Origin of the sequence: Pedobacter boryungensis, assembly GCF_013204825.1 — a bacterium.
GTDB lineage: Bacteria > Bacteroidota > Bacteroidia > Sphingobacteriales > Sphingobacteriaceae > Pedobacter > Pedobacter boryungensis.
Window position 1 is genome coordinate 35,644 of record NZ_JABMKV010000004.1, and the last position, 24,938, is coordinate 60,581.

At 33.3% G+C, this 24,938-nt stretch carries 25 protein-coding genes, 1 tRNA gene and 1 pseudogene; 13 read left to right on the top strand and 14 right to left on the bottom strand.

Annotated features, from left to right (window positions below; genetic code table 11):
* Positions 1-18: 18 nt before the first annotated feature.
* Positions 19-2,436, bottom strand: a complete 2,418-nt coding sequence (gene tamL / locus HQN85_RS14535; protein WP_173273588.1) for a translocation and assembly module lipoprotein TamL — start codon at positions 2,434-2,436, stop codon at positions 19-21.
* Between tamL and HQN85_RS14540 the strand changes: the two genes are divergently transcribed.
* From HQN85_RS14540 to HQN85_RS15945, 6 genes and pseudogenes are all read left to right on the top strand, one after another.
* Complete coding sequence (locus HQN85_RS14540) at positions 2,427-3,173, top strand: TrmH family RNA methyltransferase (RefSeq protein WP_173273590.1); 747 nt, start codon at positions 2,427-2,429, stop codon at positions 3,171-3,173. The genes tamL and HQN85_RS14540 overlap by 10 nt on opposite strands.
* A 69-nt stretch (positions 3,174-3,242) precedes the next feature.
* A tRNA-Cys gene (locus HQN85_RS14545) sits at positions 3,243-3,313 on the top strand.
* Between the two features lie 38 nt (positions 3,314-3,351).
* Positions 3,352-3,528, top strand: a complete 177-nt coding sequence (locus tag HQN85_RS14550) for a spore protein (RefSeq protein ID WP_173273592.1) — start codon at positions 3,352-3,354, stop codon at positions 3,526-3,528.
* Positions 3,529-3,700: 172 nt separating this feature from the next.
* Positions 3,701-4,030 carry an ArsR/SmtB family transcription factor gene (locus HQN85_RS14555; RefSeq protein ID WP_173273595.1) on the top strand — a complete coding sequence of 110 codons (330 nt, stop codon included), beginning with the start codon at positions 3,701-3,703 and terminating at the stop codon, positions 4,028-4,030.
* Positions 4,031-4,034: 4 nt separating this feature from the next.
* Positions 4,035-4,481, top strand: a complete 447-nt coding sequence (locus HQN85_RS14560; protein WP_173273597.1) for an SRPBCC family protein — start codon at positions 4,035-4,037, stop codon at positions 4,479-4,481.
* Between the two features lie 35 nt (positions 4,482-4,516).
* Positions 4,517-4,876 (top strand): annotated as a pseudogene (locus HQN85_RS15945) (iron chaperone).
* On the opposite strand, the gene HQN85_RS14570 reads toward HQN85_RS15945, so the two are convergent.
* The 3 genes from HQN85_RS14570 to HQN85_RS14580 form a co-directional block, all read right to left on the bottom strand.
* Positions 4,877-5,905 carry a quinone-dependent dihydroorotate dehydrogenase gene (locus HQN85_RS14570; RefSeq protein WP_173273599.1) on the bottom strand — a complete coding sequence of 343 codons (1,029 nt, stop codon included), beginning with the start codon at positions 5,903-5,905 and terminating at the stop codon, positions 4,877-4,879.
* 100 nt (positions 5,906-6,005) lie between these two features.
* Positions 6,006-6,656 (bottom strand): NAD(P)-dependent oxidoreductase, encoded by a 651-nt coding sequence (locus HQN85_RS14575; RefSeq protein WP_173273601.1) that lies wholly within the window; start codon positions 6,654-6,656, stop codon positions 6,006-6,008.
* Positions 6,657-6,707: 51 nt separating this feature from the next.
* Complete coding sequence (locus tag HQN85_RS14580) at positions 6,708-7,118, bottom strand: Rrf2 family transcriptional regulator (protein ID WP_173273603.1); 411 nt, start codon at positions 7,116-7,118, stop codon at positions 6,708-6,710.
* A 168-nt stretch (positions 7,119-7,286) separates the two neighbouring features.
* Between HQN85_RS14580 and HQN85_RS14585 the strand changes: the two genes are divergently transcribed.
* Positions 7,287-9,197 (top strand): ABC-F family ATP-binding cassette domain-containing protein, encoded by a 1,911-nt coding sequence (locus HQN85_RS14585; RefSeq protein WP_173273605.1) that lies wholly within the window; start codon positions 7,287-7,289, stop codon positions 9,195-9,197.
* 1 nt (position 9,198) lies between these two features.
* Positions 9,199-10,461 (top strand): type IX secretion system plug protein, encoded by a 1,263-nt coding sequence (locus HQN85_RS14590; RefSeq protein ID WP_173273607.1) that lies wholly within the window; start codon positions 9,199-9,201, stop codon positions 10,459-10,461.
* A gap of 95 nt (positions 10,462-10,556) precedes the next feature.
* Here the strand turns inward: HQN85_RS14590 and HQN85_RS14595 are convergent, their stop codons facing one another.
* The gene (locus HQN85_RS14595) at positions 10,557-12,029 is read right to left on the bottom strand and encodes an alpha-amylase (protein ID WP_173273609.1); all 1,473 of its coding nucleotides are present in this window, start codon (positions 12,027-12,029) and stop codon (positions 10,557-10,559) included.
* A gap of 156 nt (positions 12,030-12,185) precedes the next feature.
* Between HQN85_RS14595 and HQN85_RS14600 the strand changes: the two genes are divergently transcribed.
* On the top strand, positions 12,186-12,707 hold the full coding sequence (locus HQN85_RS14600; protein ID WP_173273611.1) for an acyl-CoA thioesterase: 522 nt from the start codon (positions 12,186-12,188) through the stop codon (positions 12,705-12,707).
* Here the strand turns inward: HQN85_RS14600 and HQN85_RS14605 are convergent.
* The 4 genes from HQN85_RS14605 to HQN85_RS14620 form a co-directional block, all read right to left on the bottom strand.
* On the bottom strand, positions 12,704-13,108 hold the full coding sequence (locus tag HQN85_RS14605) for an EVE domain-containing protein (RefSeq protein WP_173273613.1): 405 nt from the start codon (positions 13,106-13,108) through the stop codon (positions 12,704-12,706). The two genes, HQN85_RS14600 and HQN85_RS14605, sit on opposite strands and share 4 nt — an antisense overlap.
* Before the next feature lie 140 nt (positions 13,109-13,248).
* Entirely contained in the window at positions 13,249-13,899 is a 651-nt protein-coding gene (locus HQN85_RS14610; protein ID WP_173273615.1) for a response regulator transcription factor, read from the bottom strand.
* A gap of 6 nt (positions 13,900-13,905) precedes the next feature.
* The gene (locus tag HQN85_RS14615; protein ID WP_173273617.1) at positions 13,906-15,486 is read right to left on the bottom strand and encodes a sensor histidine kinase; all 1,581 of its coding nucleotides are present in this window, start codon (positions 15,484-15,486) and stop codon (positions 13,906-13,908) included.
* A 290-nt stretch (positions 15,487-15,776) separates the two neighbouring features.
* Positions 15,777-15,980, bottom strand: a complete 204-nt coding sequence (locus HQN85_RS14620; protein WP_173273619.1) for a hypothetical protein — start codon at positions 15,978-15,980, stop codon at positions 15,777-15,779.
* 297 nt (positions 15,981-16,277) lie between these two features.
* On the opposite strand from HQN85_RS14620, the gene HQN85_RS14625 reads away from it, so the two are divergent.
* Positions 16,278-16,793, top strand: coding sequence for an RNA polymerase sigma factor (locus tag HQN85_RS14625; RefSeq protein ID WP_173273621.1), 516 nt, complete (start codon positions 16,278-16,280; stop codon positions 16,791-16,793).
* An 80-nt stretch (positions 16,794-16,873) separates the two neighbouring features.
* On the top strand, positions 16,874-17,461 hold the full coding sequence (locus tag HQN85_RS14630) for a DUF4142 domain-containing protein (protein WP_173273623.1): 588 nt from the start codon (positions 16,874-16,876) through the stop codon (positions 17,459-17,461).
* A gap of 63 nt (positions 17,462-17,524) precedes the next feature.
* On the opposite strand, the gene HQN85_RS14635 is transcribed toward HQN85_RS14630, so the two are convergent.
* Both HQN85_RS14635 and HQN85_RS14640 read right to left on the bottom strand, forming a co-directional pair.
* A complete protein-coding gene (locus HQN85_RS14635) occupies positions 17,525-18,997 on the bottom strand; it encodes a sulfatase family protein (protein WP_246249837.1) in 1,473 nt (490 codons plus the stop codon).
* Between the two features lie 164 nt (positions 18,998-19,161).
* Positions 19,162-19,551, bottom strand: a complete 390-nt coding sequence (locus HQN85_RS14640; RefSeq protein WP_173273627.1) for a hypothetical protein — start codon at positions 19,549-19,551, stop codon at positions 19,162-19,164.
* Positions 19,552-19,650: 99 nt separating this feature from the next.
* On the opposite strand from HQN85_RS14640, the gene HQN85_RS14645 reads away from it, so the two are divergent.
* Entirely contained in the window at positions 19,651-20,034 is a 384-nt protein-coding gene (locus HQN85_RS14645) for a hypothetical protein (RefSeq protein ID WP_173273628.1), read from the top strand.
* Positions 20,035-20,084: 50 nt separating this feature from the next.
* Here the strand turns inward: HQN85_RS14645 and HQN85_RS14650 are convergent, their stop codons facing one another.
* The 3 genes from HQN85_RS14650 to holA form a co-directional block, all read right to left on the bottom strand.
* On the bottom strand, positions 20,085-22,646 hold the full coding sequence (locus HQN85_RS14650) for a zinc-dependent metalloprotease (protein WP_173273630.1): 2,562 nt from the start codon (positions 22,644-22,646) through the stop codon (positions 20,085-20,087).
* Between the two features lie 114 nt (positions 22,647-22,760).
* The gene (locus HQN85_RS14655) at positions 22,761-23,120 is read right to left on the bottom strand and encodes a VOC family protein (protein ID WP_173273632.1); all 360 of its coding nucleotides are present in this window, start codon (positions 23,118-23,120) and stop codon (positions 22,761-22,763) included.
* A gap of 48 nt (positions 23,121-23,168) precedes the next feature.
* Positions 23,169-24,194, bottom strand: a complete 1,026-nt coding sequence (gene holA, locus HQN85_RS14660) for a DNA polymerase III subunit delta (protein ID WP_173273634.1) — start codon at positions 24,192-24,194, stop codon at positions 23,169-23,171.
* Positions 24,195-24,273: 79 nt separating this feature from the next.
* Here holA and HQN85_RS14665 point away from each other — a divergent pair, with 79 nt between their 5' ends.
* Positions 24,274-24,738: a type I restriction enzyme HsdR N-terminal domain-containing protein gene (locus HQN85_RS14665; protein WP_173273636.1), complete on the top strand. Its 465-nt coding sequence runs from the start codon at positions 24,274-24,276 to the stop codon at positions 24,736-24,738.
* Positions 24,739-24,938: the final 200 nt, after the last annotated feature.

Consider the following 24,938-nt stretch of genomic DNA (forward strand, 5'->3'; position numbering starts at 1 on the left):
GGCTAAAGAAAAAATAGTCTAAAAAGGCATTCCAATACCAAAGTTATATTGCATAAAACGATAGCGATCTGGATTATGAGTAAGGTAATAGTTGTTTTTAAAATTACTAGCGCCACTTAAAAATTTGCTAATAACCCATTGTTCAGACCCTTTAAATTGAGGGTCTTTAATTTTTAGTCCTAAATCAAATCTGAAAACAAAGAATTGCACATCGTATCTAAAACCCATACCAGCACCAATTGCTATTTGCTTACCTAATTCATTAAGTTTAAAATAGGTTTCAGGCTGAGGATTACCTGGTGAGATATTCCAAACATTTCCCATATCTACGAAAGTTGCACCTTTTAGCTTTCCACCAAACAGCTTACTAATTAGCATATATCTATATTCTAAATTGCTTTCTATTCGCATTTGTCCTAATTGATCTATACCATAAGATGAGTTTCTAGCCTCAGCACTCGTAATTACTTCTCTGTTATAATTACCTGGACCTAAAGTTCGGGCTTGCCAAGCTCTTACTCCACTTGAGCCACCAGCGTAAAATAATTTCTCAAAAGGAACGGCAATAGAATTTCCATAAGCATAACCTACGCCACCATTTATTCTGGCAATAAATTGTCTATCTCCACCTAAACTTTTGTACCAACGCACATCTATTTCTGGTCTAACATATTGATTAAATGGCAAACCGAATATTGTACCATAATCTCCATTTTGTGGATCATGTTTATTTCCAGAAATACTAGTTGCTAATTGCAAAAGATTACCCGCAAGATCTATATTACCTCTGAAATAGATAAATGATCTATTTTCTAAGAGTTTATTAGCATTTAATGAATAGGCATATTTAATACCAAGCGTAAAATCTTTACGGCCAAGAAGCTTAATGTTATAAGAGTTCTTTTCAAAAATTTCTTTATTGTTATTGTATTTATCAATATCGCTTTTGTCAAGTGTATCTATTAAAACACTACCAAAACGGTACTCGAAATTAAGTGGCGTAAAAGAATGTAATTTAGATTTTGTTTCAACCCAATCATAAGTTATTGAATTAATAAATATCTTACGCACAGTAATATCCTTTTGTAAGGCATATAAATAACTTGAAGAAAATGTAGTGTACGGCATTCCGTTTTTACCCATTAAAGGGATGGCAAACGGCACCATTAATCTTGGTACAGTTAAACTTGCGCTAACTGAAAAATCTTTTTGATAAATATCTCTAAATATAGATTGGTTTTTGCCTATTCGAGATTGGAGACCACCTTTAACTTGAAATTGAAATTTTTCAGCGCCTTTTAAAAAGTTATTATTGGTATATGTATTACTCAATGTAAATCCTACTGTCCCGCTATTAAAAGGTACTTCACCTTCAATACGGTTACTCATCGGCTTTTGCGGAATGAGCATAATCACAGGTTCAACTTTGTTACTACTATCTTTTGCCTTCGTATAATCTATTTTAACGTTTTTAAATACGTTTAATTCATATAATCTATCGTAAGTTAAAGTCTCTTTCCTAATATCATATATTTCACCTTCTCTAATAAAATCATAACGAACAATTGGGTTTCTTCTAAATCTTTTCGAAAGATCTGTATATCTAATGCCTCTAAAAACTCTGTCGTTTAATTTTAGCGAATCTGTAAATCCTTCAGAATTTGGGGCAATAATAATATTCGATTCGCCAATGGTATAAACTTTATGTTTTAAGCTACTATCTAACGGATTATCAATAATTAATTTAACAATTACTCTGCTATTATTCTGATTCGAATCTGGCTCATATCTTACATAAGGTCTTACAAAATCATAATATCCGTTTTGGCGCATGAGCTGATAAATTTGTTCTCTCTCGTAAACCAACGAATCCTCATCATATTGCATGCCTTCTCTTAAGTGAGTAAATAATTTTTTATTTGCTAGATAAAGTGTTTTAACTGTAGTATCGGGAATTTCGTAGTTAATTTTATTTACAAAAAATGCCGGACCTTCATCTGCAATAAATCTTAATTTGGCCTTCTTATCTTTCACTTCAATTTCAGATTTCACTTTGGCCATAAAAAAGCCCTTACTTTTTAAGTATTTTTCAATCTGGACACGAGAAATTTCAACTAAATTACTATCTAAAATTGGTGGCGGAGAACCTAGTGGCTTGATATTACTGGTTTTGTATTTTCCGTTTTTTGTATTAAAAAGATTGTATATAGCCACATTAATTCCTAAGCCTTCTGGTGGTCTTATATCTTTTTGTACATAATTATAAGCTTCCTCTTCAAAGGTTTTATCAATGCTATCGATTTTCACTTTTTTAACAATAGATTGATAATCTTCAATATATTTTGTTGAAGAACATCCTGCGATAAACACAAGAATAAATAGTAATATTGTAAGAATTTGTACCTGCTGCTTATAGTTATACTTGTATGCTTTCAAAATCTCAAATCAGTTTTATAAAATCTCTACATCAAAAAAAGTACCGCAAAGAAAGTGGAATATTTATTATTGAAGGTATAAAATCTATCACAGAATTCATAAACTCTAACTACCAACTACATAGTATCTATTACACACCTACGCATCTCCCTTCTTTACCCAAAAACACCGCAAATATAAAGTTATTTGAAGTAAACAACGGCGAATTAGAGAAGATTAGTACGTTACAAACTCCTCAAGGAATTTTAGCTTTAGTACATATCCCTGTTAAACAGAAATTAGATGTTAAAAGTTTGAAAAACTCTTTTTCTTTGGTATTGGATGATGTACAAGATCCCGGAAATTTCGGAACAATTATTCGTACTGCAGACTGGTTCGGAATAAAAAATGTAATCTGTTCTGAAAACACAGTTGAAGCCTATAATCCCAAAACAGTGCAATCTACTATGGGCTCTTTATGTCGTGTAAATATTATTTATACTAACCTTATTTCTCTTTTTGAAGAAGTAAAAGTTCCTGTTTTTGGTGCCTTATTAGATGGCAACAATATTTATAGCACAAATTGGGGTAAAGAAGGTCTAATTTTATTAGGGAACGAAGGACATGGAATTAAGGAGGAGTTGATTGAAAAAATTACTATTCCAGTAACTATTCCGCGTATTGGTGCAGCCGAATCATTAAACGTGGCGGTTTCTGCTGCTATATTTTGTAGTGAATTAAGTAGAGGTAATAAATAAATTGAATTTTTAAGCATTCCCTTTGTATCCTAACATATAATTGTTATTTTTGCAACCTTGAATTTAAAAGGTCGAGTGGCCGAGTGGCTAGGCAGAGGTCTGCAAAACCTTGTACAGCGGTTCGAATCCGCTCTCGACCTCATATTTTATATTAATTAAAGAAATAAAGCTCATTATCATGGCAGTAACAAGATTAAAAAGAAAAGACAGATATAATAAAAACGTTTCTCGTTTAGAAGTTAAAACTTTAAAGTTAGCTACTAACCTAGAGTTAGGAAGCCGTTCTAAGCAATCTAAAACAGATCAGCTGGCTAAAAACAACGCTGTATTAGCTCAATTAGAGGCTAAAGGTTAGTCATTTTTTTTCTTTTAAGAATTTAAAAGCATCTCAGATTTATTTTTGGGATGCTTTTTTGTGCGCCATATTTTCGATAACTCTCTCCTCCCTTCATTTAAAATTATAATGTAAATAAATTTGCGTAAGTAAATGCTTACTTATAAATTTGTAAGTAAACGCTTACGTAATTATGAGAAGAGATGTATTTCAGGCAATTTCTGATCCAACTAGAAGAGAAATTATAAACCTAATTGCTTTTCAATCGTTAAATTTAAATGCCATTGCAGAAAATTTTGACATGAGTAGACCTGCTATTTCTCAGCATATCAAAATTTTAACAGAATGCGGCTTAGTTTCCATTAAAAAAGAAGGACGTGAACGGTTTTGCGAAGTTAAATTTCAAAAACTAAAGGAAGTTTCTAAATGGATAGAACAATACAGTTCATTTTGGAACGACAAACTGGACGCACTCGAAATTTATTTATCAACTAACACAGCTAAAGTAGAACCTAAAAAATAATACTATGAAATCAAATAATGTAATTGTTGAAAGAACATATAACGCTCCTATTGCTAAAGTTTGGAGTGCAATTACCGATGTTAACGAAATGAGAAATTGGTATTTCCAATTAGAGGATTTTAAACCTAAAGTTGGTTTTAAGTTTGATTTTCTTGGGGGTCCAGAAGATGGAAAACAATATCTTCATTTGTGTGAAGTAACCGAAGTTGTGGATGGTAAAAAAATAACATATAGTTGGCGATATGATAATTACCCAGGAAATTCGTTTGTAACTTGGGAATTATTTGATAAAGGAGAAGAAACTTTATTAAGAATAACACATGCTGGTTTAGAAACTTTTGCCGGTTTAGGAGCTGAATTTGAAAAAACAAGTTTCAATGGTGGTTGGACTTACTTTGTATATACTGCACTGAAAAATTATTTAGAACCTAATGAATCATTTAAAGTTTAGGTGCAAATTGTATATAATTAAAATCATTCTTCAGCATGGAAAAAGAGCTCTCTCCCATTGATTATTATATTAGAGGCTTCCCCTCTAAAGTCCAAGAACTTTTACAACAGGTTAGAGAAACCATTAGGAATATAGCTCCCGAGGCAAAAGAAAAAATCAGTTATGGTATTCCTACTTTTTATTTAAACTAAAATCTAATCCATTTTGCAGGTTACAAAAACCATATTGGTTTATATCCTGGTTCACGAGGAATTGAAGTATTTAAAAAGGAATTATCAAAATATAAAAGCGCTAAAGGGTCTGTACAATTTCCATTAAATCAACCAATTCCATTCGATCTTATTGCTAAAATAACCAAGTATAGAGTAAAGACTATAATAGAAAAATATAAATAATTAAACCAGTTCCTTACAAATTTGCTTAATTAAACCTGGACCTTCGTAAATAAAACCAGTATATAATTGTACTAAGGAAGCTCCAGCGTTTATTTTATCTTTTGCATCTTGGGCTGAATGTATACCACCAACACCAATAATTGGAAAAGATTTTCCAGATTTCTCTGCTAAATAACGAATAACTTCTGTAGAACGTTGCGTTAGTGGTTTTCCACTTAAGCCACCCATTTCACTTTTCAGTCCTTCTTCGGTGTATAAACCGTTTCTATCTATTGTTGTATTTGTAGCAATAACACCAGCAATACCAGTTTCTTTCACAATTTCTACTATATCATTTAATTGCTCATTAGTTAAATCAGGAGCAATTTTTAAAAGAATAGGGCGAGAAATCTCATTTTTAAGATTGCGTTGTTGCAAAGTATTCAACAATTCCTTTAATGGTTCCTTTTCTTGCAAGGCTCTCAAACCAGGTGTATTTGGCGAACTTACATTTACCACAAAGTAATCTACTACATCGAACAAACGATCAAAGCATTTGATATAATCGCTTACTGCATCTTCGTTAGGTGTATTTTTATTTTTACCAATGTTTCCACCAATAACAATTTGAGGTTCTTTTTCTTTGAGCAAACGTAAACGCTCTGCCATCACGTCTACTCCTTTATTGTTAAAGCCCATCCTATTGATGATTGCCTCATCATCTTGTAGCCTAAACATGCGTGGTTTGTCATTTCCTGGTTGTGGCAAAGGCGTAACCGTTCCAACTTCTATAAATCCAAAACCTAGGTTGCTTAGAGCCTCAACGTATTCGCCATTTTTATCAAATCCTGCTGCTAAACCAACGGGATTTTTAAATTTAATGCCAAAAACTTCTCTTTCTAGACCTTTAAAACTCACATCATAACTGCTTCTCAGAATAGTTTTTCCGAATGGAAAATAATCATGAAACCATTTTAAGCGTTTTACCACAAAGTGATGCACATTTTCTGGGTCGAACTTAAAAAAAACAGGTTTAATGAGGCGATACATGACACGAAGATAAGAAGCATTTTTATATTTTAATATTCACGACAAAAAAAAGCCAAAACACAAAATGTTTCGGCTTAAGAAATACTATATTTCGTATGAGTTAATATGCTGCAGTAAATTGCTCTTGATGATGTGATTTATTTTCTATTTCATCTGCAATTACAATGGCTAAATCTTCTACTGATAAAATTGAACGCCATTCTTCATTAAATACTGGACTGGTTTTACCTAAACGATATTTACCTGTACGACCAGTCGTGATTCCTTGATGCATTTCAATTGCTGGACTAAAAAACACCCAATCTACATCCTTTTCTTGTTTTAAAGTATTGAAATAACTTCTTACTGCAGATGCACCTGGATAATATTCGGTTGGGAAATCAGGACCATCGACTAACTGATGACCATCAATCTGTAATGTACCTGCTCCCCCAATGTATATAAATCTTTTCACTCCTGCTTCCTTTACAGCTTTTTGAATTGAAATTGAGCCATTAATAATATCATCATAAATGTTTGGGTTTGTCCAACCACCGTTATATGCACTTATTACAACGTCTGCTCCCTTTAAAATTTCGATTAATTTTTCTGTTTCAAAAACATCAACAGCTTTCTTAATTAATTTTTCATTACTTACCTCAATTTTGTCAACATTTCGAGCAATGGCAATCACTTCGTTTCCTCTTGTTAATAATTCGTTTAAAATGGCTTTACCTACAAATCCTGTAGCGCCTACTAATGCTATTTTCATATATTTAATTTTAAGTGTAATTAATTTTATTACAGTTTTAATAAAAAAAAGCTAACTGAATTTGCTGCTAAAATCTGCTAAGCTTTGTTTATTCAATTGCTTAATTAAAATCAATTCTGTATCGTTATATAAATCATTTAAGTGTTCGTTAATATTTTTTCCAACTGGACATTTTGGATTTGGTGTATTTTTTTGACTTCCCAAAAGTGAAATCTGTTTTACACTTTGGTAAATTGCTCCAAGGGTAATTTCGTTAGCAGAAATAGCCAATGAGGATCCTCCATTTTTACCTTCTTTACTTTGAACAAAACCATTAATACGTAAATTGATTAACTCTTTACGTACCATTGCTGGATTAATATTGATACTACCCGCTAAATATTCTGAAGACAATAGCTCTCCATTAGCTTTATCTAGTAGTGTTAAAATATGCAAAGCGATAGAAAATCTTCCGTTGTTCATTCTGTAATTATTTTTATTACAGTACAAATGTATAGATTAAATTTAGAATTGCAAACTTTCTAAAGAAATAAAATTTGATGTGAGCACTAGGATTTGACTTAGTTACTTCCCTTCATTTCAAAAACTTATACTTGAAAACAGGCTTAAAAATCGTATTTTTGCACCGAAATGATTTCTATAAACGACTTAACCTTCTTAATTGGCTCAAGAGCCTTATATGACGAAGCGAACTGGCACATTAAACCAGGCGATAGAGTTGGACTAATCGGTGCGAATGGTACTGGTAAGTCTACTTTACTTAAAATAATTGTGGGAGAATATGCTCCATCTTCTGGTAGCATATCGATGGCGAAAGATTTAAAAATTGGGTATTTGAACCAAGATTTATTATCATACGATTCGCATCATACTATTTTGCATGTGGCAATGGAAGCTTTTGAGCGCCAAAACCAATTACATGATGAGATTGAGGAATTATTAAAAAAGATTGAAACTGATTATAGTGAAGAGATTTTATATAAACTAAGCGATAAACAACAAGAGTTTGAGGCTTTAGATGGTTATAACATTGAATACCGTGCAAACGAGATTTTAGCCGGTCTAGGTTTTAGTACAGAAGATCAACATCGTCCATTAAATACATTTTCTGGTGGGTGGCGCATGCGTGTAATGTTAGCTAAAATTCTACTACAAACCCCAGATATTTTATTACTGGATGAGCCAACCAACCACATGGATTTACCTTCTATTAAGTGGTTAGAAACTTATTTGGGAAGTTTTGAAGGGGCAATTGTTATTGTTTCTCACGATAGGTATTTCTTAGATAAAATTGTACGCAAAACAGTAGAATCTAGAAAAGGAAAGCTAACTGTTTATGCTGGAAATTATTCTTTCTATTTAGAAGAAAAAGCATTGCGTGGCGAAATTCAGAAAGGCGAATTTAAAAATCAACAAGCTAAAATTAAGCAAGAAGAGCGTTTAATTGAACGTTTTAAAGCGAAAGCAAGTAAGGCTAAAATGGCCCAATCGCGGATGAAAGCCTTGGATAAAATGGAACGTGTAGAAGATGTTGATGATGATAATCCGACAGTAAATTTTAGTTTTAAATTCTCTAAACCTTCCGGCAGACATGTTGTAAGAATTGAACATGCTACTAAAAGTTATCCAAACATTGATATTTTAGATGATGCTGAGGCATTAATAGAAAAAGGGGATAAAATTGCCTTAATTGGTGCTAACGGTAAAGGTAAATCTACCTTGTTACGAATGATTGCTGGAACAGAGAAATTTCAAGGTTCTTGCGAAACCGGTCACAATGTAACCACTACTTTCTTTGCGCAACATCAGTTGGAGTCGTTGCATCTTGATAATACCATTTTAGAGGAATTACAAGCATTTGCACCTAAACATACGGATACAGAATTACGGTCTATTTTAGGCTGTTTCTTATTTACTGGAGATGATGTATTCAAAAAAATTAAAGTATTATCTGGAGGAGAAAAATCGAGAGTTGCATTAGCAAAATCGTTAACAACTGATTCGAATTTCTTGATTTTAGATGAACCTACCAATCACTTGGATATCCAGTCGGTAAATATCTTAATTCAGGCCTTACAACAATATGAAGGGACTTTTATTGCAGTATCTCACGATAGGTATTTCTTAGATAATGTAGCTAATAAGATCTGGTTTATTGAGGAAGAAAAAATCAAAGAATATCCTGGAACGTATGCAGAATACGAAGAATGGAATAGCAAAAGGGTAATTCCTACGCCAAAACCAATTCCTGTTAGGCCTACTGAAGAAAAGAAACCAAAAGCAACAGAACCTGCTCCAGCAAATGCACAACAACAACTAAAAAAGTTGAACGAGAAATTGAAAAGAATTGAAGAGGAGATTTCAGCTTTTGAATTAAGCATTAAAACTGTTGAAGCAGAATTAGCGAAAGAAGAAGTATTTTCTAATCAACATAAATTGGATGAAACTAATAAAAAGTATTTAGCAGAAAAAGCGCTGTTAGATCATGCCCAAAAAACTTGGGAAGAATTAGCTTCAGAAATAATGGAACTAGAAGCATAATATGCAAAGGCTTGGGTTGATATTTTTTATGCTAGCGTTTTATGTGAACGCTTTTGCACAAAATCCAATTGTTGTGTACGATAATAAAGTATATCAACCCACCATAAAAACAGTTGAATGTTATAATACAAATAAAGAACAGTCTTTCCCAATTATCGCTTTGCGCAGTAATGAAACTATTACTTTTGCATTTGATGATTTAAAAGGAGGCAGCAAAAATTACAATTATACCATTGAACATTGTACTTTCGATTGGAAACCTTCTAAAATAAATGCATTAGATTATTTAGAAACGTTTAAAGAGGATATTATTTTTAAGTATCGCTATTCTTTTAATACCCTCCAAAAATTCACCCATTATCAGCTTACACTTCCAAATGATCAAATTAAACCTAAACTAGCTGGCAATTATTTACTAAAGGTTTACGAAAACAATGATCCTAAGAAAGTTGTGATAACGCAGCGTTTTTACATTGTAGATAATTTAGCAAGTGTAGGTGTAGAAGTTGTGCCAAGCAGTCAGGTTGCATTTAGGATGAGTAAACAAAAAGTGAATTTTACGATATTTCATCCAATGCCTATCCAAAATCCTTATATGGATGTAAAAGCTGTGGTGATGCAAAATGGAATTCCTCAGACCGCAATTATCAATACTAAACCAACATTTGTAAAACAAGGTTCGTTAATTTATAATGAATTAAATACGAACGAATTTTGGGCAGGAAATGAGTTTCGCAAATTTGATATTAGAAGTTTCCGCTACAAAGCTGAGCATGTACAAGATTTTTATAAGGATAGCACATTGAACGTGATTTTATTTCCTGATCAGCCTAATGGAAATGCGAAATATAGTACTCAGCTAGATGAAAATGGAAACTTTTTTATTCGTAATCAGGACGGAAGAGATAATATAACCGACAGCGATTATGCAAATGTTCTTTTTACATTAAATGCTCCACCTCCAACTGCTAAAGGAAATGCTTATGTTGTTGGTCGATTTAATAATTACACGCTAAACGACGAAAGTAAATTAATTTACGATGTAGTTAAAAATTGTTTCTACGGAAATGTTAAACTGAAACAGGGTTTGTATGACTTTAAATATGTTTGGGTAACTGAAGATGAAAAGTTTGATGACACCATTTTCGAAGGTTCGTTTTTTGAAACTGATAACAGCTATCAAGTATTAGTGTATTACCGTAAACCTGGTGGCAGATGGGATGAGTTAATTGGATTTACAAATGTGAATTCGGTTAAAAAATAGTTCATTCATATTATTAGTGTCATTTGTTTATCTGTGATAAATGCTAAAAGATATTCTTCAACTATCTAGCACCAATGAACTATTGAGCAAATGAGCTAGCTTTTCAAAATCCACACACTTACACTGCCTGCATTACAAAAGAATTCTCCAACACCGTTTTCATCAATTATTACTTCTTCTTTTCGATTTCCTAAAACATCAATAAAGGTTTTACCTTTAAAGGATTGTCCCAATTCCATAGCTTTAAAACCCTCGTCGCCATTGCTCATTAGAACAGCAACACCAGAATTTTGATGTTCTTCATCGCCACTTCTTGTCCAGCCAATACAATTATTATGATCTAAATAATCTTTTTGTTCGCCATATGCCAAATACTGTCGAGCATTTAATAATTTAGGTAATTCAGGCAACGAAATTAACTCGACTGTTTTACCTTCGTCTTCATAATTTGCACCATAAACATCTGTAAAAAAAACACAGGGAATTCCTTGTTCTCTTAATAAAATTAAAGCATAAGCTAGGGGGCGAAACCAAAAATCTATAAATGATTCTAATGCCTGTAAGGGTTGCGAATCGTGATTATCTACAAAAGTGATGGCTAGTTGTGGATTTCTCTCAACCAATGTATTGTTAAAAACTTTATCTAAATCGTAATCCTTACCTCCTGTTGAGGCTAAATAAAAATTGTGATGTAATAACGAATCGAATAATTGTGTTCTTCCTCCAGTAATTTCTATATACTGCTCTAATTCTTCTACATCTGCTATATTCCAATTTTCTGAAATGATGAAAAAATCTTTATTGCAATCCTTTTTCAATTCATCTATCCATTCTATCACAAATTCTGGTGAAATATGTTTAACAGCATCTAGCCTAAAACCATCAACTTTGCAGGTGTCATAATACCATTTTCCCCAACGTTTTAATTCTTCTTTTACTGCAGGATTTCGAAATTCGATATCATCAAACATTAAATAATCGTAATTACCTAATTCATTTGACGGCACTTTTTCCCATCCCTCACCATATTCATTTTGAATAGCAAAAATGGCGCTTTCATTTAGATCTTGCGCCCAGTCTACACCGCTAAAGCAGTGATGATCCCAAATAAACTCCGAATATTTCCCTTGTCTGCCAGGAAAAGTGAATTTCGTCCATGCTTCTATTTCCATCACTTCGGAAATAAATTCGTTTCTATTTTCTGGGTTGACTTTTCTAACTTCTATTTTTTCAAGTTCATCACCACCAGCTTTATGGTTAAAAACGACGTCAGCCAAAACACAAATTTGATGCTCATGTAAAGCATTGATTGCATCAATATATTCAGTTTTGCTTCCATATTTTGTGTGTACGCTATTCTTCTGATCAAATTCACCAAGATCATATAAATCATAGGTATCATAACCAATAGAATACCCACCATTGGCACCTTTATATGCAGGCGGAAACCAAACTGCAGTAAAACCTAGTTCTGCTAAATTTGCTGCTTCATTTTTTGCTTTCGTCCATAAATTATCTTGTTCATTATAATACCAATGAAAATATTGAAGGAGAGTTTGATTTTGCATAGTGTGCTTTTACAAATTACTATAACTTTAAATTAGCCTATATGTTTGCTTTTTGATTAAGTTTTTACTAACCTATTAAGCCTAAGCTATTCATCAATAATTTAATGACCTACATTTTTGTAAAAAAACACCCAAATTTCTGTACTTTTGCCGCACATGAGTACAAAAGCTAAAAGCCCGAAGAATTCCCATACAATAATGAATGAATTGGTGTTACCCAACGACACCAATACTCTAAACAATTTAATGGGAGGACGTTTATTGCATTGGATGGATATTGCTGCTGCAATTTCTGCACAGAAGCATTGCAATAGAATTGTGGTGACTGCATCTGTAGATAATGTTTCTTTTAAACATGCTATTAAATTAGGTGATGTAATTACAATTGAGGCCAAAGTAACTCGCTCTTTTAACACATCTGTGGAAGTTCGCTTAGATGTTTGGGCAGAAAATATTCCATCAGGAACTAGAGCAAAATCTAATGAGGCTTATTATACCTTCGTAGCGGTAGATCAGAGTGGAAGAACTATTCCGGTACCTGAATTAAAACCAGAAACGGAAGAAGAAATTGAATTGTACAACGGTGCATTACGCCGTAGACAATTGCGTTTAATTCTTGGTGGAAAAATGGAACCTAATGATGCTAGCGAATTAAAAGCTTTGTTTTTTAAGGATTAACTTCCCATTTCTAATATTTTATCGAATTCTGTTGCCTTTAATGGCATAACTGATAATCGACCTTGTCTGACTAGAGAAATATCTTTTAAGCTTTCTTCAGCCTTGATTTGTTCTAATGAAACTGGTTTGGCTAAAGATTGAACTGGGACTAAATCTACAACCACCCAATTTGGATCGCTAGTTGTTGGATCTTGATAAAATTCTTTTACCACTTTAGCAATTCCAACAACGTTTTTACCGTCGTTACTGTGGTAGAAAAGCACTAAATCTCCCTCCTTCATTTCTCTTAAATTATTACGAGCTTGGTAATTGCGAACGCCATCCCAAAAAGTACGTCCATCCTTATTAAATTTTTCCCAACTGTATTTAAAAGGTTCTGATTTGACTAGCCAATGATTCATGTAATATTATTTGGTTTCGAATTTACGATTTATAGCTGTTTTTAGTTCATCGAATTTAAAAGATTTATAGTGTCGTAATTTATATCTAGAGACTTTAGTAATGAAATTTATTATGAAATAAATTTCAAATAGTATTTAGCCTATTTTATAAAGCCATTTCGAACAGCGAATTTAATTAAGGCAGCCGTATTTTTAGAATTAGTTTTATCTATTAAACTCTGCCTATGCCCTTCAATTGTTCTTTTACTTAGGAATAGTTTTTCAGACATCTCATGGTTCGTATATCCTTCCGCAATAAGTTGAAGGATTTCAATTTCTCGAAGAGAAAAATCTATGTTTGGTAAATGGTTTTCTAATTGTAGTTGTTTCGAATCCAACATCTTTTCTACAATTTTCATGGTTAGCTCTGAACAAAGATACCTACCTCCATTAGCAATAAATTTTAAAGAAAAAACAAGTTCATCAGCATTTACATTTTTTAAAATATATCCCATTGCCCCCTCAGCAAATGCCTGAATTATGTATTTTTCATTATCATGCATAGATAAAACCACTACATGAATATGAGGTTTAATTTGTTTTATTTCTTTTATCAATGCAATACCATCCATCTCTGGCATATTAATATCTGTTAGTACAATATCAATTTCCAAATCAGATTTAACTATTTCTAAGGCTTGCTTTCCATCAAAAGCTTCACCAACAACATTTATTTCCTCATCGGCCTCGAGCAGCATTTTAATTCCATTGCGTACTATGTTATGGTCTTCCGCTAACAATATATTTAACATAACTTATTAATGTGTAAAGCTTATTTTAATTTGTGTTCCTACATTAGATGATTCGACTTCCATATGTCCATTTAAAAGCGAAAGTCTACTTCTAATTCCCCTTAAACCCGATCCTCGAGCCATTAATGTTTCTAAATCCTCATCAAAACCATTACCATTATCATATACCAAAATGGTTACCTTATTACCTTCTGTATAAAAATTAATTTCTGCTTTATCTGCATTTGCATGTTTTATAGAGTTATTAATCAATTCTTGAACTATTCTGAATACTGACAACTGTAAATCTGCTGACAAAAGATTTGCTTCTTCACTTAACTTAATAGAAATCCTAAAGTTTTTAAAACTTAAGCGTTGTGCCATTTCACGAATGCCTTCAACAAAACCAAAATCACGCAGTACAGAAGGGGTTAATTCATACGAAAGTTCTCTTGTTTCTTTAATTGCTTGATCTAAAAGATGATTTACCATTTGAAATTCGGCCTTAGAATCATCATTCAATTTCATAGAAGGCAAATGAAGTCTTATCCCATATAAAAGCTGACAAATACTATCATGCAATATGCTACTTATTTTTTGCCTTTCATTTTCTTGCGCATTTAGTGTAGTTGCTAGAATTAGTTTTTGTTTCTCATCATGAAGGTCTTGCTTGGCAAGAACGATTTTTTTTCTTTCGGTCATATCTAATAATATTCCGATCGATAGCTGCTTACCTAATTCCGTTTGAATGCGATGACCTTTTGTAGCTATATATTTGGTCTGTCCTTTAATGATTACTCGAAATTCTAAATCAATTTTTTCTTCATTGTTAGTATCATTTAGCAATTGTCTTTTTACATAAAACTGATCTTCTGGATGGACAAGCTCAAGAAACTTTTTTATGCTACCATCAAACTCCCAAGAATGGAGGGCTAGTAGCTTTAAACTAAACTCATCAAGAAATACCCTATTTTCTATCAAGTCAATAGACCATGTTCCAGTACCAGAAGCTTTTAACGACATTTCTAAACGCTCTGTAGTTACTTGAAGCTTTTGCTCTGCCAGTTTACTTGCTGTAATATCAGTAACAGTAACACAATACACTAAAACATCAGAAAACAAATTATGCACAGCAATACCTTCCATTTTTGTATAAATTTGATCTCCATTAAAAAGCTGCATTTTAATTTCTGCAGTCTGTTTAGCTTCATTGGGTCTCATTTTATGCAAAAAGGAGTAGAATTTCTCTAAACTATCTGGGGCAATAAAACGTTGAAATTGCTGATTTAGCAAAACACTTTCTTCTACGCAAAGCAATTTAAGGCCAATTTCATTAGCTTTGGTTACTCTACCTAAATGATCTAGAATAAAATAACCAACAGGAACTAAATTAAAGAAATCAGCAAATTCAGCTCTTTCAGTCTCCAGTATTTTTGCAGACATGCTTAATTCATCATTCTGCACTTCCAGTTCTGATTCGGCTATTTGGAGTTCTACTAATAAAGTAACTAACTTATTTTCTGTTAAGGATTGATGTTCATGATTTGAAATTATCTCTTCAATTTGTTGTTTATAATTCGATATAATTTTATCCTTATTATTTTTCATGGTTGAAATTGGCTATTGCTTTCGAACGCTACAACCGTAATTCATAGCAATACTTTGGAATATGTTCCTGAAAATAGTACCTAATACCAATTTAACAAGTTATACAGACTATTGGTTTTTAACGATTAATAGTATTTAATAAAATAAGACCTTTTATTCCTACTTTTAAGCGTCTTGCTAATTGGTGGATGGACTGATGTGGGCATTTATTAAATAATCCAAAGCTTATTGGATAGGCATAACTTCTCCAAAACATAGTAAGCCATGTTCTACTTAACTAACCAATCAAATTAGCGTAGCCCTTTAATACCGTATTTTAAGCCATCGTATTTTGTAGAACAAACCAATTTTTGTTGCAATAAATACAATTCAATTTTCTCAAGGTTATTACCTACTGCTGATACTGCTTTAATAATGTCTTCTTTATTAGCACCCAAATGCCTTCTAAGAAATGAAATTGCGTCTTTATTTACCATTGTTTTATTTGTTGACATGATATATGAAAAGCGATTTTTTTGATCTATAAATTATCGCAAAAATCTTAAGCTATTAGCTTAATAACTAAATAGAAAATACCCACTAAAAGTTTTCATATAGCGTTAAATACCGTATATACCACGACAGAATACGTATTTATTCATAATTAGCTATTAACTGTTGCCTAAAGAAAAACAAGGTGAACACTTGGTAAGAAACCGTATAAATAGCCTAAAGAAACAGTATAAATACACCAAACGTAGCCCTGTTTCAATTGTTAACTTACTATCAATCGATAATTAAAACCAGCTATTATGCAAGTATCCGATTTCAATGTAATACTAAATGAACACACTCGTCCACTAAAGGCATTCGCTTTCAGGTTTACAAAAGACTTAAATGACGCGGACGACCTCTATCAAGATACCATTTTGAAGGCAATTCGTTACTTTGAAAATTTTAAAGAGGGAACTAATTTGAAAGCTTGGCTGTTTACCATTATGAAAAATACATTTATTAATGATTACAGAAAAGAAGTTAGGTCAAACGCTATCATTCTTAAATCTGTAGATTTATCTTCGGTAACGCTTTTGGAAAGTTCTTCCAAAAACCTTGCTGAAAGCAGGTTCATTCTTAACGATGTACATACACTCTTAAATAAATTACCTAAGGAATATTCTTTGCCATTTATACTTCATTTCGAAGGTCATAAGTACCACGAAATTGCGGATGACCTTGATATCCCAATTGGAACAGTGAAGACTAGAATTCATATGGCAAGAGAAATTCTAAAAAAACAATTGAAAATGTACGATAAGAAACGTCAATAGTAATTTTTGCTAATCTGAAACATATTGCGAATTATATTGTTGAAAGCATATATCAATTTATCAATTAAAAATATTTTACTATGAAAAAATTAGGTTATTTAAGTGTTATTGCCCTATTGGCTTTCACTTTTCAAAGCTGTAATTCAAACTCAAAAGATTCGAATGCAAATACCGATAGTTTAAACCAAGCTATGGATACTACGATGAATGCAGATACAACTGGAGCTATGGCAACAACAGAAGATGACAGAGAATTTGCTGGTAAAGCCGCTGTTGGTGGAATGGCAGAAGTTGAGTTTGGAAAGATCGCTTTGAGTAAGTCAACTAATGCAGAAGTTAAAGCATTTGCTGATATGATGGTAAATGACCACGGTAAAGCAAATGCGGAATTGAAAACCATAGCAACTTCTAAAAACATGGCTCTTCCTACTTCCCTAGATGAGGAACACACTAAAAAAATGAACGACTTGAATAAACTTACTGGTCGCGATTTTGATAAAGAGTATGTGAACGCCATGGTAGATGGTCACAAAAAGACATTGGATTTAATGGAAAAAGAAGCAAAGGATGGTAAAGATGCAGAACTTAGGGCTTTTGCTAGCAAAACTGCTCCTATCGTAAAAGCACACTTAGATAAAATTCAAAAAATTAGTGATAGTATGAAATAATACTTCATAAACACTTGTTAATTAAAAAAGCCTTCGAGATTTCGAAGGCTTTTTAGTATGCTACTATTTATTTTCTGTGAGTATCTTCTTTGCATCCTGATCGTCGTACTTATCAATTAACTGATTCAATTTAACTTTCAGCTGTGAAATGATTTTACGATATGCTTTTTGCTCATACAAATTATTCATTTCATTAGGGTCTTTGTTCAAATCATACAACTCCCAAGCGTTTACTCTTTTGTAAAAACGAACCAATTTGTAGCCTTGGTTTCTGACGCCAAAATGAGGAGAAACAGAATGCTCTCCATTTTCATAGTAATGATAATATATCGCATCGCGTCCCTTGGCATTCTTATTTTTAAGTAAAGGTAACATTGATTGTCCCTGTTCATCTTTAGGAATTGCCACACCAGCGGCATCCAATAGTGTTGGCGCAATATCCAGGTTCATTACAAAGTTGTTAGAAACCGTGCCCGGTCTAACAACTCCCGGATAGCGCATCACCATAGGTGTACGGAAAGATTCTTCATAAATCCATCGTTTATCAAACCAACCATGTTCGCCCATATAAAATCCTTGATCAGATAGGTAAATTACAATTGTGTTTTTGGTCAAATTATGTTTATCCAAATAATTTAATGTACGACCAATGTTCCGGTCCAATGAATTTGCCGTGCTCAGGTAATCTCGCATGTAGCGCTGAAATTTCCATTCAATTAATGCATTCCCTGTTAGTTTTTTTTGGTTAAAATCTACTTCAATTGGCTTATAATACGCATCTATTTTGGCTCTTTGTTTTGCATTCATTCTACTAAAATTGCCATCCTTGCTTTCTGCTCCATCAGATCCAAACATTTTAAGGTCATAACCCATAATCATAGTTTTTGCAATGGTCATGTCTTGAACTTTTGCTGCTGGTCTGGTTGTATAGGTATCGTAGAAATTATGTGGCAATGGAAAAGTAATATTATCAAATTTACCTAGATCGGCGGTATCTGGTAGCCAAACGCGATGTGTAGCCTTGTGCCCTATCACCAAACAAAATGGCTTAGAGGTATCTCTTTTATTCAGCCAATCTTCAGTTACATCTTCAATTACATTGGATACGTACCCATCAAAACGCTTCTTAGTGCCATCCATCATGTCAAAGTCAGGATTATAATATTGCCCTTGAGCAGGTAAGATTTGCCAAAAATCAAAGCCCTGGGGTTTACTTTCTAAATGCCATTTACCAATCCATGCTGTTTGATAGCCTCCTTTTTGTAATTGTTTTACGAAGGTATCTTGATCTCCATTAAATACCGAACTCTCATTATCTTTAAAGCCATTTTTGTGGCTGTATTTTCCTGTCAGGATAACTGCCCTACTTGGCCCACAAATGGAATTGGTTACATAAGCTTTATCAAAACGAACTCCTTCTTTTGCAATGCGATCTATGTTTGGTGTTTGCATCAATTTGCTACCATAGGCACTTATAGCTTGATAAGCATGATCATCAGAAACTATAATAACAATGTTGGGTTTAGTTTGAGCCATCGAATTAAACGACAAACTAAAAATTGTGATGCAAAGCAGGATCTGGATTTTTATTATTTTCATAACTTACTTAAGAAATATTATGTCATACTAAATAACTAAGTACTTAAATATTTTATTTAATTTCAACTCTCCTTCTTTATTAGCCTAATTAATTGCATACATTATAATAATAAGTTTTCTTTAGTGGAAGGACTTTGTATTGAACGCAAAGGGGTTTTCCCATCATGTAAATGACATTTCCCATCACGCAAAGTAAATTTCCCATCACGCAAAGGACATTTCCTATCACGCAAAGGACGTTTCCCATCACGCAAAGGACATTTCTCATCACGCAATAGACATTTCCCATCACGCAAAGGACATTTCCTATCACGCAATCGACATTTCCCATCACGCAATAGACATTTCCCATCACGCAAAGGACATTTCCTATCACGCAAAGGACATTTCCTATCACGCAAAATGATTTTTCTTACAATAAATTGGTTTGTTTTTTCATAATGAAGACTACAAAGGTGTGCAGAACCACTACTTACATACAAAGTATTCAATAGGAGTGCATTTATTTAGAACCTTTAACTTGATAAAGAATTTTAACTTTTAAAACATTCGTATCACGCACAGCTTCAAAATAATTTATATATTTATTCATGGGGAAACAATTGCTATTCAGCACATTATTAATATTTTTTATTTCAACTAAATCAATTGCTCAAACTGTAAATAAAGATGCTATTGAAAAAACTGCAGATAAAGATGTCAGAAACCTTTTTAAATTAGAAAAATCTAAGTTGCATACTTTTAGAAAATATAGATATACTAGTAGCTCTGACTTTTTTAAACCTAGCGAATTAAATGTAAGCGATCCTTCTTTATTAACAGATTCGGTTTACGTTAATGCGTATAGAACTGCTGCTTATTATAAAACTAAAAGTAGACGTACTGCTGCACATTATGTTGTTCTAGGCGCAGGAACTATTGTTGTTGCATCAACTGTTGTCATTTTCGCACTGCTAGCTAAAACTACTAAATAAAAAAAGCGTCCCAACTTACATCAGGACGCTTTAGTTAACATGTAAATTATTTAATCTTTCTTACTATCTAAAGCACTTTCAATACGATCTGTTAAATCTAACAAATGGTATTTGCTTAATGAATCTGCTTGTGAAGTAGCTGCAGATTTAATACGATTGTCTAAATCACGCAATTGACCTTTTACAACTGACATTACATCGCTTTGAGAAGCAGTTAAACCACTTGATGCACCTCCTCTACCTACCAAAATAGCATTAGTAGCTGTTGGTGCTGGAGCTGGTTTTACTATAGCAATTAATTTTTCTACGTATGCTTTTTGTAGATTACGACGATATACGTCTATTGCTGAGTTCGATTTCAATTCGGTGAAAATTGAGCCATTTAAATCTGTAAATAAATCTGTGATTTTATAAGCGGTCGAACCATCAGCAGCTTCAGCAGCAACCAATTTACCTAATGTACTATTGCTCAATAAACGATTTAAAGTAGACCCTTGTAGTTTAGCTACAACTTCTAATGGATTTTGATCGATATTATCTAAAATAGACTGATTTAACAACCACTTTGGTGTAGTAAACAATTGTCTGTTTAAGAAATCCATTGCTTCTTTTTGAGTAGCTGCTGGTGTACGTTCGTAAACTAAGCCAGCTTGCTCTACCATTTTAGGGTTTTCGTAAATACCACCTACGTTTTTAGCCACATGACCCATGTAACGACCAAATTGGGTTGTCAATTGACCATACATATTTGACAAGTTATCATAACCTTCATTAGATTCTTTTGTCCATGCTGGTAAGTTTGGTAAAATCACTTTTAAATTTTTAATACCATAATCACTTGCTTTCATGGCATTATCACCTAAATCTTCATTTTGCGAATGTGGATCATCAGGATTAGATTCAGTACCAAACCATAAGCGTCTGTTTTTAGCAGATTCGATTACAGCTTTGTTTAATCTCTCCACTTCATCTCCCGGAGTTTTCGTATCTGGAAAGTATTTATAACCCCATTCAATTGCCCATCTGTCATAATCACCAATGCGAGGATACAATCCTTTGGCTGTGATATTATCTTCTGGTTGCGCAACATAGTTGAAACGAGCATAATCCATAATAGAAGGTGTATGTCCATTTTCTTCTACCCATTTTTTATTACGTAAATTTTCTACAGGAACGGTTGAGCTTGAACCATAATTATGCAACAAACCTAAAGTGTGTCCAACTTCATGAGAAGAAACGAAACGAATTAAATCGCCCATTAATTCATCACTAAAAACCATTTTACGAGCTCTAGGATCAGTTGCAGCAGTTTGAATCATGTACCAATCGTGTACTAATGATTGCACATTATGGAACCAGTTGATATGACTTTCCATAATTTCTCCACTACGTGGATCTGAAATACTTGGTCCGCTAGCGTTAGCAATTTCAGAAGGTTTGTACACAATTGCCGAGTGACGAGCATCATCGATACTCCAAGTAGAATCTTGTGCAAATGTCGGTGCTTCTTTAGCTACAACTGCATTTTTGAAGCCAGCTTTTTCGAATGCTTTTGCCCAATCGTTAACTCCAGCAATTAAATAAGGAACCCATTTCTTTGGCGTCGCCGGATCTATGTAATACACAATTTGTTTTTGTGGCTCAACTAATTCTCCGCGTTTGTATTTTGCTAAATCTTGAGGTTTAGGTTCTAATCTCCAACGTTTAATTAAGTCGATTTCTTTTACACCCTGTGGATTTAAATCAAAGTCGGTATAACCTACTGTGAAATAACCTACACGAGGATCAGCATATCTAGCTTTCATTGGTACTTTTGGCAAAATAACCAACGATGTATTTAATTCTATTGTTGCAGAACCTGCAGAAGCACCACCACCCATAGCTGGAGCAGCTGGGCCAAATGGTGAAGGAGCAGCGGTTAAGCTATACGTTTTCATGGTGCTAATTTCTACGTTAAGTGGAAAACTACGCATGCTTTGGATATAGCTACGATCCGATAGTTGTGTTCCCAATCTAAATCTAGTTTTAGAAGCCGGCGAACTGAAATAGAAAATATCGTTATCACTGTTGATATAGTCTGTTACATCTATTACGCTTCCCGTTTTATCTGGAGTATATGCAGCAATGTTAAAAGATGCTGCAATTGCTTGAATATTTGAGTTTTTTAACGACTGATACATCGCAGTGGTACTATCTGGGCTGTAGGTCTTAAAACTCACTTTACGCATAAAAATGCGATTATTTGGTCCTTTCTCAAAACGGATTACTGTACTTCCAATTACGTCTCCAGCATAGCCTTGTGCGGCTCTCACATCGGCACCAGATTTAGCGATACGACTTACCACTAAAATATCTCTACCTAAGGTTGTATCCGCAATTTCAAAAAAGAATTTGTCTTCTAATTTATGCGTAGTAATCATTCCCTTACGGGTAAGTGTTTTATCGGTAATTACTTGATTGTAAGGTTTCGGTTGTGCTTTAACGTTAGAACCCAGTGCAGAACCTGGTCCTCTACGTGTGGTGTCAGCAGCACCCGCCGGTGGCCTAACTTGTGCTTGTGCTATGGTTATTGCACTTACAGTTAATAAAATGGTTAGTAAATTTCTTTTCATGTAAATAAGTTAATTTAAAGTAAATATAATAGGATAACGCCTTAAAAAGGGCACAGCGCTATAACTTTGTAGTTACAAACTACAAGTTTGTTTAAAATTAATCGCTTTAATTAACTAAGAAGAAAATTCTGGATTTTCGATGAGGCCAATAACGTTTCCAAAAGGATCATAAATACTACCTACCCAAATAGCACCACCAACATTTTCTGGAGCTTTATGAATGGCTACTCTTAATGTCTCCATCTTTTTAAAGCAAGAATTGATATCTTCTACTCCCCAATAGGTTACTGAACTATGCCCCTTACTGAAGTTTTCAGGGTCGGGATCTAAGCCAAGTTCGAAACCACCAACGTTATAACCTACATAAAAAGGCTCATCAAAATAAGGGTCTATTTCAAATATGTTTTTGTACCATTTTTTAGCTTCGATTAAATCGGTAACGTGATAAACAATTGTGCGGAGTCCTTTTAACATATTTGGTTTATTTGTTATTAGTTTATTGGTTCATTAGATGTAACCTAATTAATGAATCATTTTAAACAGCATTTCTTTAAGCAGTTCTCCATCTGTTGTATTACCAGTACTGTCTAATCCTTTACTTTTAAGATCATATTCTCTTAATAAACTAATGATTTCAAAAGTCTTTGCATCGCTAAATGTTCTAGCAGCAGTTTCATAATCTTTAATAAAATACGGACTTACGCCTAATTCTTTAGCTGCATCATTTTTATTTGGGAGGTAATGATATTTTAAGATTTTAGTAAAATAAGCATTCAAATTTGCCATAACCATTACCATTGGATTTGCTTTTGGATTATCTGCAAAGTAATTTACAATTTGATTGCATTTTAGCACATTTCTAGCAGCCAATGCTTTTTGCAGTTCAAATACATTGTACTCTTTACTTATTCCGATATTCCGTTGAATATGATCAGTTTGGATAACCGTTTCTTTACTAATATTTAGACACAGTTTTTCAATTTCATTTGCAATTTTAGAAAGATCAGTACCTAAATATTCTGCCATTAAAGCTGCCGCTTGTGGTGCAATTCGATATCCTTTTTCTTTGATGTGTTCTTCGATCCATGGCATTAATTTATAATCGCGAACAGGGTCTGATTGAAAAACAACACCATTGCTATTGATAGCTTTATATATTTTCTTTCGTTTATCGAAATTGGCATATTTGTAGGCTAACACTAAAATAGTGCTTGGCAAAGGTTTTTCGAAGTAATTTAATACAAACTCAGCTTCTTTACTGCTGCCTTCTGTTTCTTTTGCCCATTTTAAATCTTGTGCTTCTTTTACAATAATGAGCTGATATTCCGACATCATTGGATACCGCTTTGCCGCATTTAAAATTGTTGCCATATCGGTGTCTTTACCATACAAAACAGTTTGGTTAAAGCCCCTTTCTCCGTCACTTAACACATTGTTTTCCATGTAATCAACTACTTGATCAATGTAATACGGTTCCTCACCCTGCAACAAATACAAAGGTTTAAACTTTCTAGCTTTTAAGTCTTTTATAATTTCTCCGGCACTCATTTGCCGTAAATTTACAATTTACCATTTACGATTTACGATTTTGAAGCAATAGTTTATTCACAAATATTAACTTTGGGCAATGCCGATATTTAATCCAACTCCACTTAATCTTCCACATCATCCTTTTAAAATTACCCAGAGGGACGATTTGTATTTTATTTTTGATGAAATACGGAAAAAGCATTTGGTTTTAACTCCGGAGGAGTGGGTTAGGCAACACTTTATCCGCTACTTAATTAAAGAGAAAAATTTTCCGGCTGCTTTACTACAAATTGAAGGAGGTTTAAGTTTAAATCAGACTAGGAAGCGTAGTGATATATTGGTGTACGATAATTTGGGCGAAAAGATAATGGTGGTTGAATGTAAGGCACCATCAGTTGCAATTACTCAAGCAACCTTTGATCAAGCTGCTCGATATAATTCAGTTTATAAAGCGAGGTGGCTGGCAGTTAGCAATGGCTTGCAACATTATTATGCACAAATAGATCATACCAATGGGAAATTTTTATTTGTAGAAGAATTACCGAGTTATAAGGAGTTATAGTCCGAAAGTTAGTAGTCCGAAAGTCCGTGAAGGGTTGGTGTATAATAGAAGTTAGAAAGTTATTAGTCGGAAAGTCCGAAAGAGTAGTGTATAATAAAAGTCAAAAGTTAGTTAGCCTGAAGGTACATGAAGAGCTAGTGTTAGAGCTTTATTGAATTGTTTTATTGTTGAATTATTACGAATTGCTTAGCAAATTTTTC

Bases quoted from the DNA above. Each gene is read 5' to 3' on its own strand.
- HQN85_RS14600 (WP_173273611.1), top strand. From the start codon at position 12,186: ATGAGTACAAAAGCTAAAAGCCCGAAGAATTCCCATACAATAATGAAT.
- HQN85_RS14555 (WP_173273595.1), top strand. From the start codon at position 3,701: ATGAGAAGAGATGTATTTCAGGCAATTTCTGATCCAACTAGAAGAGAA.
- HQN85_RS14655 (WP_173273632.1), bottom strand. From the start codon at position 23,120: ATGTTAAAAGGACTCCGCACAATTGTTTATCACGTTACCGATTTAATC.
- HQN85_RS14540 (WP_173273590.1), top strand. From the start codon at position 2,427: ATGCTTTCAAAATCTCAAATCAGTTTTATAAAATCTCTACATCAAAAA.
- HQN85_RS14575 (WP_173273601.1), bottom strand. From the start codon at position 6,656: ATGAAAATAGCATTAGTAGGCGCTACAGGATTTGTAGGTAAAGCCATT.
- HQN85_RS14585 (WP_173273605.1), top strand. From the start codon at position 7,287: ATGATTTCTATAAACGACTTAACCTTCTTAATTGGCTCAAGAGCCTTA.
- HQN85_RS14645 (WP_173273628.1), top strand. From the start codon at position 19,651: ATGGGGAAACAATTGCTATTCAGCACATTATTAATATTTTTTATTTCA.
- HQN85_RS14595 (WP_173273609.1), bottom strand. From the start codon at position 12,029: ATGCAAAATCAAACTCTCCTTCAATATTTTCATTGGTATTATAATGAA.
- HQN85_RS14620 (WP_173273619.1), bottom strand. From the start codon at position 15,980: ATGTCAACAAATAAAACAATGGTAAATAAAGACGCAATTTCATTTCTT.
- HQN85_RS14580 (WP_173273603.1), bottom strand. From the start codon at position 7,118: ATGAACAACGGAAGATTTTCTATCGCTTTGCATATTTTAACACTACTA.
- holA (WP_173273634.1), bottom strand. From the start codon at position 24,194: ATGAGTGCCGGAGAAATTATAAAAGACTTAAAAGCTAGAAAGTTTAAA.
- HQN85_RS14650 (WP_173273630.1), bottom strand. From the start codon at position 22,646: ATGAAAAGAAATTTACTAACCATTTTATTAACTGTAAGTGCAATAACC.
- HQN85_RS14560 (WP_173273597.1), top strand. From the start codon at position 4,035: ATGAAATCAAATAATGTAATTGTTGAAAGAACATATAACGCTCCTATT.
- HQN85_RS14665 (WP_173273636.1), top strand. From the start codon at position 24,274: ATGCCGATATTTAATCCAACTCCACTTAATCTTCCACATCATCCTTTT.
- HQN85_RS14630 (WP_173273623.1), top strand. From the start codon at position 16,874: ATGAAAAAATTAGGTTATTTAAGTGTTATTGCCCTATTGGCTTTCACT.
- HQN85_RS14635 (WP_246249837.1), bottom strand. From the start codon at position 18,997: ATGGCTCAAACTAAACCCAACATTGTTATTATAGTTTCTGATGATCAT.
- HQN85_RS14590 (WP_173273607.1), top strand. From the start codon at position 9,199: ATGCAAAGGCTTGGGTTGATATTTTTTATGCTAGCGTTTTATGTGAAC.
- HQN85_RS14615 (WP_173273617.1), bottom strand. From the start codon at position 15,486: ATGAAAAATAATAAGGATAAAATTATATCGAATTATAAACAACAAATT.
- HQN85_RS14605 (WP_173273613.1), bottom strand. From the start codon at position 13,108: ATGAATCATTGGCTAGTCAAATCAGAACCTTTTAAATACAGTTGGGAA.
- HQN85_RS14610 (WP_173273615.1), bottom strand. From the start codon at position 13,899: ATGTTAAATATATTGTTAGCGGAAGACCATAACATAGTACGCAATGGA.
- HQN85_RS14550 (WP_173273592.1), top strand. From the start codon at position 3,352: ATGGCAGTAACAAGATTAAAAAGAAAAGACAGATATAATAAAAACGTT.
- HQN85_RS14570 (WP_173273599.1), bottom strand. From the start codon at position 5,905: ATGTATCGCCTCATTAAACCTGTTTTTTTTAAGTTCGACCCAGAAAAT.
- HQN85_RS14625 (WP_173273621.1), top strand. From the start codon at position 16,278: ATGCAAGTATCCGATTTCAATGTAATACTAAATGAACACACTCGTCCA.